Origin of the sequence: Tersicoccus sp. Bi-70, from assembly GCF_001968825.1 — a bacterium.
In the GTDB taxonomy this organism is placed as follows: Bacteria; Actinomycetota; Actinomycetes; order Actinomycetales; family Micrococcaceae; genus Tersicoccus.
This window is the reverse complement of the sequence record NZ_MIEU01000014.1, coordinates 224663-237777: the sequence shown is the minus strand read 5'-3', so window position 1 is coordinate 237777 and position 13115 is coordinate 224663. Positions and strand designations below refer to the sequence as shown.

General features: G+C 71.6%; 14 protein-coding genes. 10 read left to right on the top strand and 4 right to left on the bottom strand.

Going from position 1 to position 13115, the window contains the following annotated elements; all coding sequences use genetic code 11:
- Window position 1: 1 nt before the first annotated feature.
- The 5 genes from BGP79_RS12255 to dhaM all read left to right on the top strand — a co-directional run bounded on the left by BGP79_RS12255 (window position 2) and on the right by dhaM (window position 3005).
- Window positions 2-190, top strand: a complete 189-nt coding sequence (locus BGP79_RS12255; protein WP_076695885.1) for a hypothetical protein — start codon at window positions 2-4, stop codon at window positions 188-190.
- Between the two features lie 83 nt (window positions 191-273).
- Entirely contained in the window at window positions 274-447 is a 174-nt protein-coding gene (locus tag BGP79_RS12250; protein WP_076695883.1) for a CsbD family protein, read from the top strand.
- A 151-nt stretch (window positions 448-598) separates the two neighbouring features.
- Window positions 599-1600, top strand: a complete 1002-nt coding sequence (dhaK, locus tag BGP79_RS12245; protein ID WP_076695881.1) for a dihydroxyacetone kinase subunit DhaK — start codon at window positions 599-601, stop codon at window positions 1598-1600.
- A 2-nt stretch (window positions 1601-1602) separates the two neighbouring features.
- A complete protein-coding gene (gene dhaL, locus BGP79_RS12240) occupies window positions 1603-2268 on the top strand; it encodes a dihydroxyacetone kinase subunit DhaL (protein WP_233121467.1) in 666 nt (221 codons plus the stop codon).
- Entirely contained in the window at window positions 2265-3005 is a 741-nt protein-coding gene (gene dhaM, locus BGP79_RS12235; RefSeq protein ID WP_076695879.1) for a dihydroxyacetone kinase phosphoryl donor subunit DhaM, read from the top strand. Before dhaL ends, dhaM begins: the two co-directional genes overlap by 4 nt.
- Window positions 3006-3134: 129 nt before the next feature.
- Here the strand turns inward: dhaM and BGP79_RS12230 are convergent, their stop codons facing one another.
- The gene (locus BGP79_RS12230) at window positions 3135-4166 is read right to left on the bottom strand and encodes an A/G-specific adenine glycosylase (RefSeq protein ID WP_083701872.1); all 1032 of its coding nucleotides are present in this window, start codon (window positions 4164-4166) and stop codon (window positions 3135-3137) included.
- Window positions 4167-4251: 85 nt separating this feature from the next.
- Here BGP79_RS12230 and BGP79_RS16645 point away from each other — a divergent pair, with 85 nt between their 5' ends.
- The gene (locus tag BGP79_RS16645) at window positions 4252-4896 is read left to right on the top strand and encodes a hypothetical protein (RefSeq protein ID WP_083701897.1); all 645 of its coding nucleotides are present in this window, start codon (window positions 4252-4254) and stop codon (window positions 4894-4896) included.
- 87 nt (window positions 4897-4983) lie between these two features.
- Here BGP79_RS16645 and disA read toward each other — a convergent pair whose 3' ends face one another.
- From disA to BGP79_RS12210, 3 genes are all read right to left on the bottom strand, one after another.
- Window positions 4984-6048 (bottom strand): DNA integrity scanning diadenylate cyclase DisA, encoded by a 1065-nt coding sequence (disA, locus tag BGP79_RS12220; RefSeq protein WP_076695877.1) that lies wholly within the window; start codon window positions 6046-6048, stop codon window positions 4984-4986.
- A gap of 54 nt (window positions 6049-6102) precedes the next feature.
- Entirely contained in the window at window positions 6103-7536 is a 1434-nt protein-coding gene (gene radA / locus BGP79_RS12215; RefSeq protein ID WP_076695875.1) for a DNA repair protein RadA, read from the bottom strand.
- 75 nt (window positions 7537-7611) lie between these two features.
- Window positions 7612-8742: an aromatic acid exporter family protein gene (locus tag BGP79_RS12210; RefSeq protein WP_076695873.1), complete on the bottom strand. Its 1131-nt coding sequence runs from the start codon at window positions 8740-8742 to the stop codon at window positions 7612-7614.
- Between the two features lie 229 nt (window positions 8743-8971).
- Here BGP79_RS12210 and pstS point away from each other — a divergent pair, with 229 nt between their 5' ends.
- From pstS to pstB, 4 genes are all read left to right on the top strand, one after another.
- Window positions 8972-10099, top strand: a complete 1128-nt coding sequence (pstS, locus tag BGP79_RS12205) for a phosphate ABC transporter substrate-binding protein PstS (protein WP_076695871.1) — start codon at window positions 8972-8974, stop codon at window positions 10097-10099.
- 127 nt (window positions 10100-10226) lie between these two features.
- Complete coding sequence (pstC, locus tag BGP79_RS12200) at window positions 10227-11162, top strand: phosphate ABC transporter permease subunit PstC (RefSeq protein ID WP_076695869.1); 936 nt, start codon at window positions 10227-10229, stop codon at window positions 11160-11162.
- Window positions 11159-12265: a phosphate ABC transporter permease PstA gene (pstA, locus tag BGP79_RS12195; protein WP_076695867.1), complete on the top strand. Its 1107-nt coding sequence runs from the start codon at window positions 11159-11161 to the stop codon at window positions 12263-12265. The genes pstC and pstA overlap by 4 nt, the downstream gene beginning before the upstream one ends.
- 39 nt (window positions 12266-12304) lie before the next feature.
- Complete coding sequence (pstB, locus tag BGP79_RS12190) at window positions 12305-13084, top strand: phosphate ABC transporter ATP-binding protein PstB (RefSeq protein WP_076695865.1); 780 nt, start codon at window positions 12305-12307, stop codon at window positions 13082-13084.
- The last annotated feature ends 31 nt before the right edge of the window (window positions 13085-13115 follow it).

The following is a 13115-nucleotide window of genomic DNA, read 5'->3' as shown; positions in this document are numbered from 1 at the left end:
CATGGGATTCGACGACGCGATCAACAAGGGCAAGGACGCTCTGGGCAACGACCAGGTCGGTGACAAGATCGACGACCTGCAGGAGCAGCACGGCGACAAGCTCGGCGACCACGGCGACCAGGTCAACCAGGGCATCGACGCGGCGCAGGAGAAGTTCGGCGGCGGCGGAGACGCGGGCGAGGGTCAGTAACCCGAACCCGCCGGGCGGCTTCACCGCCGCCCCCACACACGTCCGGCGCCATCAGGGCGCTGTACCCAACGAAAGGAGTGTCCATGGGACTCGGAGACAAGATCAGCAATGCTGCCCAGGACGTCAGCGGCAAGGTCAAGGAAGCCGCGGGCAAGGGCACCGACAACGAGAGCCTCGAGGCGGAGGGCCGGACCGATCAGGCCGGTGCCGACGTCAAGAAGGCCGGCGAGAACGTGAAGGATGCGTTCAAGCACTAGTCATCCGACGGCCGTCCACACAGCGGGCGGCGACCGGAGAAGGGGCGGGGACCTGCGGGTTCCCGCCCCTTTCCCCTGTCCGGGGGCGGCGGTACTGTCGTCTCACCGCGACGACGTGCGACGACGCGGACGGACCTGACCAGGAGATTCGATGAAGAAGCTCATGAACGACCCGAAGAACGTCGTCACGGAATCGGTCGAGGGTTTCGGCCGCGCCCACGCCGACCTCGTGACCGTCAACCCCGACCCCCTGTACGTGGTGCGCAAGGACGCGCCCCGCAGCGGCAAGGTGGGGCTGGTCTCCGGGGGAGGCAGCGGACACGAGCCGCTGCACGCCGGGTTCGTGGGGCGGGGGATGCTCGACGCGGCCGTGCCCGGCCCGGTCTTCACGTCGCCCACCCCCGACGCCATCATCCCCGCGACCGCCGCCGTCGACGGCGGGGCCGGCGTCGTGCACATCGTGAAGAACTACACCGGCGACGTGCTCAACTTCGAGGCGGCCGCCGAGATGGCGGAGGCCGAGGGCAGCACCGTCCGGCAGGTCCTCGTCAACGACGACGTGGCCGTCGAGGACTCGCTCTACACCGCGGGCCGCCGCGGTGTCGCCGGCACGGTGCTGGTGGAGAAGATCGCCGGTGCCTCCGCCGAGCGCGGCGACGACCTGGACGCCGTCGTCGCCGTCGCCGAACGCGTGGTCGCCAACGTCCGGTCCATGGGCGTCGCGCTGACGCCCTGCATCGTCCCGCATGCCGGGGACCCGAGCTTCGACCTGCGCGAGGACGAGATCGAGATCGGCATCGGCATCCACGGCGAACCGGGACGCCGGCGCGGCAAGCTCGAACCCGCGGACGCCATCACCGAGCACCTGCTGCAGCCGGTGATCGACGACCTCGGCCTCGCCTCGGGGGAGCAGGTGCTCCTGTTCGTCAACGGGATGGGCGGCACCCCGCTGTCCGAGCTGTACATCGTCTACCGCGCGGCCGCCGCGCTGCTGGACCGCACCGGGGTGAGCATCGAGCGGTCGCTGGTCGGCAACTACACCACGTCGCTCGAGATGCAGGGCGCGTCCGTGACCGTCCTGCGCCTCGACGGCGAGATGCTGACCCTGTGGGACGAGCCGGTGAACACCGCCGCCCTGCGGTGGGGGGTGTGAGCGTGGCGGGCGATGCCCTGGACACCGCGTGGGCGGTGCGGTGGATCCGCGCGGCCGCGGACACCGTGGCGGAGCACCGCGCCGAGTTGGTGAACCTGGACCGCGCCATCGGCGACGGGGACCACGGCGAGAACCTGGACCGGGGCTTCACCGCCGCGCGGGAGAAGCTCGACGACGAGTACGCGGCACCGGGGGCGGTGTTGAAGATGGTCGCGATGACCCTGATGTCCAAGGTGGGCGGGGCGGCGGGGCCGCTGTACGGCACCGCGTTCCTGCGGGCCGCCACCAGCCTCGGCGACGGTGACGCATCCGCCGAGGACGTCGCCGCGGCCCTGGCTGCCGCGCGCGACGGCGTGGTCAGCCGTGGCAAGGCCGAGGTGGGCGACGCGACCATGGTGGACGCATGGACCCCCGCGGTGGACGCGGCCGCCCAGGCGGCGGCCGGCGGAGCCACGCCCGCCGAGGTGCTCGCCGCAGCAGCCGACGCCGCGCAGACCGGGGCCGAGTCCACGGACGCACTGCAGGCGCGGAAGGGCCGGGCCAGTTACCTCGGCGAACGCAGTGTGGGCCACCGCGACCCGGGCGCCGTCTCGACCGTGCTGCTGCTGCGCGCCGCCGTGGACGCCGCCACGACCGCAGACGGATCCGACGAGGGGCCCGACGCGTGAGCGTCGGGCTCGTCATCGTCTCCCACAGCCCGAAGATCGCCGAGGGGGTGCGCGATCTCGCCGCCCAGATGGCGGCCGACGTGCGCATCGTCCCGGCCGGTGGCACCGACGAGGGCGGCATCGGCACCAGCCTGGAGGTGGTGATGGCGGCCGTCGAGTCGGCGCAGAGCGGTGACGGCGTCGTCGTCCTCACCGACCTGGGGTCCGCGGTGATGACCGCCGAGTCGGTGCTCGAGTTCCTCGACGACGACGCCCGCGCCCTCGTGCGGGTTCCCGACGCGCCCCTGGTCGAGGGCGCCGTGGCGGCGGCGGTCGCCGCCCAGGGAGGCGCCGACCTGGACCGGGTCGCCGCCGACGCGGCAGCCGCCGGTGGTGTGGGCACCTCCGGTGATCCCGGGGATGGGCCGGATCGGCCGGCGACGGCATCCGCGTCCGACGCGACGGCATCGGTGTCCGGCCCGACGGGTGCCGCGGCACAGCCGACCGCGGAGGGCACCTTCACGCTGACCAACAAGGTCGGTCTGCACGCACGGCCCGCGGCCATGCTCGCGCAGGCGCTCGGCGGCCTGGACGCGGACACCCGTGTCAACGGGGTGGACGGCGCGTCGGTGATGATGCTGATGACTCTGGCCGCCGGTCAGGGAGCGACCCTGACGGTCGAGTCCACCGGTCCGGAGGCGGAGCGGGCGATCGAGACCGTCGCCGACCTCGTCGGCCGCGGCTTCGACGAGGACTGACCGACTCCTCCTTCCGCCAGCTCGTCAATAGATGTTCCATCCGGTGCCTCCGAGCACCCCGATGGGACATCTATTGACGAGCTGGCGCTCCGTGGTGCTCGGGCCGGTGGGGACTCGATCCGGGTCGGGTCAGTCGGGGAGGCGGACGGTGGGGCCGTCGCCGTCCAGCTTCACCAGCCCGTCTGCCGCGAGTCCGTCCAGCGCGGCGCGGACGCGGGCCTCGTCGTGGCCCAGCGCGGCCAGCGTGCGCAGCGGACCACGAGTGCCGCTGTCGGTATCCGTCACGTCCAGCAGGACGGCCGTCCCGGTCGCCGTGCGCACCAGCGCCCCGACGTCGACCGGTCCGGTGGCCTCGCGCACGACGGCGAGGATCGCCCCGCGCAGCTGCCGGGTGGTGCCTGCCCACGCCTGACCGGTCGGCTGGTGCTCCGGATCCGGGCGGCCGGCAGCGAGCCAGGCGCATCGGTTCGCGAGGGGACACTCGGTGCACCGCGGGGAGCGAGCCGTGCACACGAGGGCGCCGAGCTCCATCACCGCGACGTTCCAGGTGGCCGCCTCCGCGTCGTCCGTGGGCAGCAGCTCGCGGGCGAGCCGGGTCTCGGCGACGGTCAGCGACGGTCGCGGCAGCGCCGTGCCGTGCAGCACCCGGGTGAACACGCGACGGATGTTGGTGTCCAGGACCACCGTGCGCCGGCCGTGCGCGAAGGCGGCGATCGCGGCGGCGGTGTAGGCACCCACGCCGGGCAGGGCCAGCAGGGCGTCCTCGTCGTCGGGCACGTGACCACCGTGCCGCTCGGTGACGGCGACGGCCGCCGCGTGCAGCCGCAGGGCGCGACGCGGGTAGCCGAGCCGCCCCCAGGCGCGCACGGCCTCGCCGCTCGGTTCGGCCGCCAGGTCGGCCGGTGTCGGCCAGCGGCGCAGCCACTGCTCCCACACGGGCAGCACCCGGACGACCGGCGTCTGCTGCAGCATGAACTCGCTGACCATGACGGCCCACGCCGTCCGGTCCGCCGACCGCCAGGGCAGCACGCGGGCGTGCCGGCGGTACCAGCCGATGACCGTCTCGTGCAGGACGGCGACGTCGTCCGGCACGGGTGCGAGGGTGCCTCCGGAGGTCGCGGGAACGGTGGCGGCCGTGCTCCCGGATCCCGTCTGCGTCATGCTCTCGATGCTAGATCAGCCCGGCTCCGGCCGCGGCGGCGCGTCATCGGCGGGCGTCGCCACCCCGGCCACTACGCTGGTGAGCATGCCATCGAACGGAAGCAGCCGCGGGACCAGTGCGGCCACCTTCCGCCGCCGTCGTATGGTCGCTGCGCTCGTCGTGCTCGTCCTCGTCGTCGCCCTGCTGGGCGGGATCATCGCCCTTGTCACGTCCGTCAGCGGCGGACCGACCGACCACGCGCAGGCTGCCGGGTCCACCGCCGGCGGTTCCGCCGTCCCGAGCGCGACGGCGAGCCGGACGACGGCCTCGCCGAAGCCCTCGACCGCGTCGCCGACGCCCACCGCCACGTGCGATCCCGCGAAGGTGACCGTGGAGGCCGCGACGGACAAGGCGGTCTACGCGCCGGGTGAGAAGCCGCTGCTCACGCTGCGGGTGATCAACGGCAACCCGGTGCCGTGCGAGGTCAACGTGGGCACGAACCAGATGGAGTTCGTCATCACGAGCGGCAACGACCGGGTGTTCTCCTCCAAGGACTGCCAGGTGGACCCGTCGGACAACAAGAAGCGTCTGGCCGCGGGAGCCACCGACTCGGCGAACTTCCCGTGGAACCGGAACCGCTCGGTCGCCGGCTGCGGGACCGTCAAGACCGAACCGCGCCCGGGGTACTACCGGCTGGAGGCCAAGCTCGGCGACCGAGCCAGCGGGCAGACGATCTTCCAGCTGCAGTGACGCCCGCCTGAGCGGACCGTCGCGCGAGCGCCACCGTCCGAGGTGGATGCCTGACGTGGTGCCGGCGCCGCGCTGACGCGGCGTCGGTCAGCCGAAGCGGTCCAGCAGGCTGGTCTCGGCGATCCGGGACAGGGTCTCGCGGACCAACCGTGCCCGCTGCTCGCCGACCCCGTCGACGGTCATCAGATCCTCGACGTTCGCGGCCATCAGCGTCTGCAGGTCCCCGAACCGGCCGATCAGGCGTTCGATCACCGGACGCGGCAGGGCCTGTATGCCGGCCAGCAGCCGGTAGCCGCTGGGCTGGACCGGGACGTCCAGGTTCTCCCCGGCGCCGATCAGTCCCACCGCCTGCGCGATGACGGCCAGGTCGATCATCTCGGTCGAGGTGAGCGAGCGCAGCGTGGTGACGGCGGCGTCCACCTGGTCGGGGGTCAGGTCGGTGCCGAGATAGTCGCCGAGCAGCATGTGGCTGTCCGGGCCGAGGCCGGTGACCAGTTCCTCCAGCTGCAGGTCGACGAGCCGGCCGTCGGTGCCCAGTTCGGCGACGTACTGGCGGATCTCGTCGGAGATGCGGCGCACCATCTCCTGTCGCTGCAGGGTGACGGCCACCTCGCGGACGCTTGCGACGGCCTCGATCTCCGAGGCGGAGAGGGCAGTGGTCACCTGGTCGAGCCGGTTGCGGTACCGCTCGAGGGTCTGCAGTGCCTGGTTGGCCCGGGCCAGGATCGACGCGGAGCCCTCGAGCACGTGCTTGATGTCGCCCATGTACAGGCCGATGATGCCCATCGACTGGCTGACGGAGACGACGGGGAATCCGGTCTGCCGGGCCATCCGTTCGGCGGTGCGGTGCCGGGTGCCGGTCTCGGAGGTCTCGATCGCCGGGTCCGGCATCAGGTGGACGCCGGCGCGGATGATGCGGGTCAGATCCCGGTCGACGACGATCGCGCCGTCCATCTTGGCCAGCTCCCGCAGTCGGGTGGCGGAGAACTCGATGCCGATGTCGAAGCCGCCGGTGCACAGGCGCTCGATCGTCCGGTCCCAGCCGAGGACGATCAGCGCCCCGGTGCGACCGTGGAGGATGCGTTCGATGCCGTCCCGCAGTGCGGTGCCGGGAGCGAGCCGGGCCAGCGTCTCACGCGGCATGCTGCTCATGGTCGGTCTCGCTCCTGCTGGTGGGCCGGTCGGCCCGGCGTTCTCCGGTCGAGCCTAGTGCAGCTCGGCGGGCTCGGTCGTCCGCCCCTCCGCGGTGCCCGGATAGAGGACGGCCAGGGCCTCGTTGAGGGAGGAGACCTCCCGAACGGTCACGCCCGGGGGTGCGGCGATGGGGCCGTTCGGGGCGGCGGGCACGATGGCGTGCGTGTACCCGAGGCGGGCGGCTTCCTGGATGCGGCGCACGATCTCCGGCACGGGGCGCACCTCGCCGGCGAGCCCGACCTCGCCGAATGCGATCATGTTGCGGCGCACCGCCTCCCCGCGTTTGGCCGAGGCGAGCGCGAGGGCGACGGCGAGGTCGGCGGCCGGTTCGGTGAGCCGCACCCCGCCCACCGTGGCCACGTAGCTCTCGTCGCCGCCGACGGCGTATCCGGCGCGCTGCTGCAGCACGGCCAGCAGCATGGACACGCGCGAGGCGTCCAGCCCGCTGGTGGCCCGGCGGGTGCCGCCGGGGGTGGACGGTGCCAGCAGCGCCTGCACCTCGGCGACCAGAGGACGGCGCCCCTCGAGGGTCACGGTCACGCAGGTGCCGGGCACGGGCTCCCGGGTGCGGGAGATGAACAGGCCGCTCGGGTCGGCGAGGCCTTCGATGCCGTCCTCGGTCAGGTCGAAGCAGCCGACCTCGTCGGTGGGCCCGAACCGGTTCTTCGTCGCCCGCAGCAGCCGCAGCCGGGAGTGACGCTCACCGTCGAACTGGCACACCACGTCGACGAGGTGCTCGAGCAGCCGCGGCCCCGCGATCGACCCGTCCTTGGTCACGTGACCCACGAGCAGCGTCGTCATGTTCCGCTTCTTCGCTGCCGCGATCAGGGAGGCGGCGACCTCCCGGACCTGGGTCACGCCGCCGGCGACGCCGTCGACCTCGGCGCTGGAGAGCGTCTGCACGGAGTCGATCACGAGCAGCCGGGGGTCCAGCGCCTCGACGTGCGCCAGCGCGGTGCCGAGGTCCGTCTCCGCGGTCAGATACAGGCGGTCCGCGACCGCGTCGATCCGTTCCGCCCGCAGCTTCACCTGCGCCGCGGACTCCTCCCCGGTCACGTAGAGCACGTCGCTGCCGCGCCCGGCCAGCTTGGCCGAGACGTCCAGCAGCAGGGTGGACTTGCCGACGCCGGGCTCCCCGGCCATCAGCACCACGGCACCGGCGACCAGGCCGCCGCCGAGCACCCGGTCCAGCTCGTCGACACCGGTCCGCAGGTAGGCGGCCGCGGTCGCGTCGACCTCGGTGATCGGCCGGGCGGGGGACGCGACGCGGGACGCCGCCGTCGTGCGCCCGACGGTCGGCCCGCCGACCTCCTCGATGCTGCCCCACGCCTGGCACTGGGTGCACCGGCCCATCCACTTCGCGGTGGTCCAGCCGCACTCGGCGCACCGGTAGTTGGCTGTGCGGGGGGCGCCGGACTTCCGGCTCGTGGTGGTGCGCGTGCTCATGTCTCCACCCTAGGCAGGAGCACCGACAGAACCCGCGCACGGCAGGTCCCGGGGCGAGCTGCGGGAAGGAACGGCTCAGTCGAGGTCGGGCAGGAAGTCCCGGGCGTCCTCGTGGGAGAGGCCCGTCGACTCGAGCAGGTCCACGATCAGCGGCCGCAGCAGGACGACGAGCGTCTCGCCCTCGAGGTGCTGGATGTGCAGCAGCCGGGGGTGCATGCGGGTGGCGACGTCGCCGAGCTCGTACCGGGCCCGCCGGATCAGCCGGTCCCGCCCGTCCGACCGCCGTTCGCCGACCGCGGCGGCGAGGGAGTCCACCGCGTCGCCCAGGTCGCGCAGGACGGCGACGATGCTCTCGGCGCCGGACTCGCTCAGCGCCGCATTGTTGAGGACGGACGCCAGGCGGCGGACGAAGACCCGGCTGTTGCGCAGGGCGAGGTCCACCGCGGAGAGCGCGTCGCCGAGGCCGGCCAACTCGTCCCGGTGCCGCCGGTACGCGGGGGCGAGCGAGGCGATCTCGGTGGACCCGCTCAGCGTCACCCGCATCGCGTCGATCGTGGACTGGGTCCCGCGGGCGCGCACCAGGGCGTGCCAGGCGCCCGTGGCGTCCGTGTCCTCGACGGCGGACGCGGACTCGCGCAGGATCTGCGCCTGCTCGCGCAGCAGCGCGCTCAGCTCGGCGCGCGGCTCGGTGCGGGGGTCGCGGGGGACGACCATGGTGATCAGCAGGGCGATGACGCCGCCGACGACTGCGTCGATGCTGCGGGTGAACGGGCCGGACTGCGGCACCGGCAGCAGCACCACGAGCAGGGACTGCAGCCCGAGCTGGGTGGTGAAGACGACGCCCCGGTCGAGGAAGCGGGCCAGCATGATCGAGACGAAGAGGATGATCGCGGCCTGCCACAATCCGTGCCCGAGGACGAGGATCAGCAGCTCGCCGACCAGGATGCCCAGGGTGCAGCCGACGCCGACCTCGAGCACGCGCCGCACCCGCGGCTCCCGGGAGAAGCCGAGGGAGACCAGCCCGGCGGTGGCGGCGAAGATCGGGCCCTGGTGGCCCAGCACCAGCTCGGCGAAGGCGTACCCGCCGACACCGCAGATGGTCATCTGCACGGCGGGGACCACGGACTTGCGGGTCCGCGCCAGCCCGACGCGCGAGCGCACACGGAGGAAGCGGCTGCTCCGCCTCCACACCTCGCTCACGTGCACGCTCGCCAGTCTAGAGTGGGATCCGGCCGTCCGACGCGGACCCGCGGGCGCGGACGGAGAGACGGAGATCACCTGCTCCGGAGCGAACCGCTGGTCGCCGTTAACCTCCCGTTAAGGTGACCGGCCCGGTCCCTTCACCTGTCCTGCCTACCGTCACTCATGTTGTGCTTCGTGACCGTCGCCCCGGATTGGGCCGGGGGCGGATCGATCCTAGGAAAAGGACTACATCGTGAAGTTTGTTCGCGTCAGTCAGGCTGCGGCCGTTCTCGCAGTCGGCGCCCTCGCTCTCACCGCGTGCGGCTCGGACAACGCCACCGGCCAGGCCGGCGGGTCCTCCGCCGCTGCCTCCGGGTCGAGCTCCGCGGGCGCCTCGGTGTCCGGCACCCTGACCGGCTCCGGCTCCTCCGCGCAGAACGCGGCCATGGACGCGTGGAAGGCCGGCTTCTCCAGCGCCAACTCCGGCGCGACCGTGCAGTACTCCCCGGACGGCTCCGGCGCGGGTCGCAAGGCGTTCATCGCCGGCGCCGTGCAGTTCGCCGGCACCGACGCCGCGATGAAGACCGACGAGCTCGAGTCGGCGAAGAAGCAGTGCACCACCGGTGCTCTCGACATCCCGGCCTACATCTCCCCGATCGCGGTCGCCTTCAACGTCCCGGGCGTGCAGGACCTGAACCTGGCTCCCGACACCATCGCCAAGATCTTCCGCGGCCAGATCAAGAACTGGAACGACGCGGCCATCAAGGCGGACAACCCGAACGCGCAGCTGCCGGACCTGGCCATCACCGCCGTGCACCGCTCCGACGACTCGGGCACCACCAAGAACTTCACCGACTACCTGAACAAGGCGTCGGAGAAGGTCTGGACCGACAAGTCCGACGGTGTGTGGCCGTCCTCGCTCGGCGGCGAGAACGCCAAGGGCACCCAGGGCGTCGTCAAGACCGTGACGGACACCAAGGGCGCCATCACCTACGCTGACGAGTCCGCGATCGCCGGCACGCTGGGCAAGGCGAAGGTCAAGGTCGGCGACGCCTGGGTCGGCATCTCCCCCGAGGCCGCGGCCAAGGCCGTCGAGCTCTCCTCGGTCGAGGACGGCCGCGCCGAGCACGACATCGCGCTGAAGCTGGACCGCGTCCCCAAGGACTCCTCCGCCTACCCGGTGGTCCTGGTCTCCTACCACGTCGTGTGCAGCACCTACAAGGACCAGAAGACGGTTGACCTGGTCAAGGCGTTCGAGAACTATGTGGTCAGCGAGCAGGGCCAGAAGGATGCCGCCGACTCGGCCGGCAACGCCCCGCTGTCCTCCAAGCTGAGCGAGCAGGCCAAGGCCGCGGTCGCCTCCATCAAGGTCGCTTCCTGATCGGTCTCCACTTCTTCAGGTGCCCTGCCCGGAACCTCGGGCAGGGCACCTGTGTGGTTGACCGGCAACCGATGCGACCGACGTCGTGAAAGGCGAATGACGAGTGTCACTGACGAGGAATCAGCTGGTGGGGGCCAGCTCCGCTCCCGAACGGGACGGCTCCGGCCGGGCCGGGGACAAGGTCTTCTCGGGCGCCGCGCTCGCGGCGGGGATCCTCATCCTCGTCGTGCTGTTCGCCGTCGCCCTCTTCCTGCTCGTCCAGGCGCTGCCGACCTTCGGCGCGAACCCGGCCGACATCAGTGGGGGCGCGGGCTTCGGCACGTACATCTTCCCGCTGGTGATCGGCACCCTGATCGCCTCGGCCATCGCCCTGGTGATCGCCACCCCGATCGGGATCGGCGTGGCCCTGTTCATCTCGCACTACGCCGCCCGGCGGATCGCCAACGGCCTGGGCTACCTGATCGACCTGCTGGCGGCGATCCCCTCCGTGGTCTACGGCGCGTGGGGCATCGCCTTCCTGGCGCCCGCGCTGGTGCCGGTCTACGACTGGCTGGCCACCTACGCCGGCTGGATCCCGCTCTTCGCCGGTCCCGCCTCGGGCACGGGCAAGACCATGCTGACCGCGGGCATCGTGCTCGCCGTCATGATCCTGCCGATCATCACCTCGCTGTCGCGGGAGATCTTCCTGCAGACCCCCAAGCTGCACGAGGAGGCCGCGCTCGCGCTCGGCGCCACGCGCTGGGAGATGATCCGCATGTCGGTGCTGCCGTTCGCACGCGCCGGCATCATCAGCTCGATCATGCTCGCCCTCGGCCGGGCGCTGGGCGAGACCATGGCCGTCGCCATGGTCCTCTCCTCCGGCGGCCTGAAGGCCAGCCTGGTCCAGTCCGGCAACCAGACCATCGCCGCCGAGATCGCCCTGAACTTCCCCGAGGCGTTCGGGCTGCGGCTCTCCGAGTTGATCGCCGCCGGCCTCGTGCTGTTCGTCATCACCCTCGCGGTGAACATGATCGCCCGCTGGATCATCAGCCGCCACCAGGAGTTCTCAGGAGCGAACGGATGACCGCCACCACACAGATCCGCGGCCGTTCGGCCCTCACCCGGGGCAAGCTGCCCGGCTGGTCCCGGTGGGCGGTGCTCGCCGCCGCCCTCGTCCTCGGGGCCGCCCTGTCCTCCCTGATCGGCTTCTCCCTGGTCGGCTGGATCCTCTTCGCCGCCGTCCTGTTCGTCATCGGCTGGCCGGTGACGGTCGGGCTCGTGGAGGGACGGCGCAAGGGCGTCGACGCCCTCGTCTCGGCGCTCATCGTCGCGGCGTTCATCGTCGCGCTGCTCCCGCTGCTCTCGGTGATCTGGACGGTGCTGGGCAAGGGCATTCCCGGGCTGACCGCCAACTTCCTGGGCACCTCGATGAACGGGATGACCGGCGCGCAGGACAACCGCGCCGTGCGGGAGGGCACCGCGGTCCTCGGCGGCGCCTACCACGCCATCCTCGGCAGCATCCTGATCACCGTGTGGGCAACGGTGATCTCGGTCCCGATCGGCCTGCTGACCGCCGTCTACCTCGTCGAGTACGGCCAGGGCCGGACCCTGTCGCGCGCCATCACGTTCTTCGTCGACGTGATGACCGGCATTCCGTCGATCGTGGCCGGCCTGTTCGCCGCCGCCCTCTTCGGGCTGATCCTCGGGCCGGGCTTCAAGGCCGGCATCGTCGGCGCCATCGCCCTGTCGGTGCTGATGATCCCCACCGTCGTCCGCTCGGCGGAGGAGATGCTGCGGATCGTCCCGAACGAGCTGCGGGAGGCGGCCTATGCCCTCGGCGTGCGCAAGTGGCGCACCATCCTCAAGGTGGTGATCCCGACGGCGATCTCGGGCATCGCGTCCGGCGTGACCCTGGCGATCTCCCGCGTGATCGGGGAGACGGCGCCGCTGATCGTCACGGCGGGCTTCGCCACCGGCATCAACGGCAACGTGTTCTCAGGATGGATGCAGTCCCTGCCCGCGTACATCTACACGCAGATCCTGACGCCGACGTCGCCGACGAACCCGGGCCCCAGCGAACAGCGGGCCTGGGCGGCCGCGCTGATCCTGATCGTGCTGGTGATGCTGCTCAACCTCGTCGCCCGCCTGATCGCCCGCCTCTTCGCCCCCAAGACCTCCGGCCGATGACCGCACCGGTCAGCAGCCTCCGAACCTGAAGGAAGTACCGTGTCCAAGCGCATCGACGTGGACGATCTGAACGTCTACTACTCGAAGTTCCTCGCCGTGGAGGGCGTCTCGATCAGCATCGAGCCGCGCTCCGTGACGGCGTTCATCGGACCCTCCGGCTGCGGCAAGACGACGTTCCTGCGCACCATCAACCGGATGCACGAGGTGCTGCCGGGCGCCCACGTCGAAGGCAAGATGCTGCTCGACGGTGACGACATCTACGCGCCCGGCGTCGACCCGGTGACCGTGCGCAGCCAGGTCGGGATGGTGTTCCAGCGCCCCAACCCCTTCCCGACCATGTCCATCCGGGACAACGTGCTCGCCGGCGTGAAGCTGAACGGCAAGCGGCTCGGCAAGAGGGCCGAGGAGGAGATCGTCGAGACCTCCCTGCGCGGCGCCAACCTGTGGAACGAGGTCAAGGACCGCCTCGACAAGCCGGGCTCCGGCCTCTCCGGCGGCCAGCAGCAGCGCCTGTGCATCGCCCGCACCATCGCGGTGCAGCCGGACGTCATCCTCATGGACGAGCCCTGCTCGGCCCTGGACCCCATCTCCACGCTCGCGGTCGAGGACCTGATCAACGAGCTCAAGGAGAAGTACACGGTCGTCATCGTCACGCACAACATGCAGCAGGCGGCGCGCGTGTCGGACAAGACGGCGTTCTTCAACATCGCCGGCACCGGCAAGCCCGGCAAGCTGATCGAGTACGCGGACACCAGGACGATCTTCAACAACCCGTCCGTGAAGGCCACCGAGGACTACGTCTCCGGCCGCTTCGGGTGATCCGCGCCGGCTGGTCAGTGGGCAGGGCTGG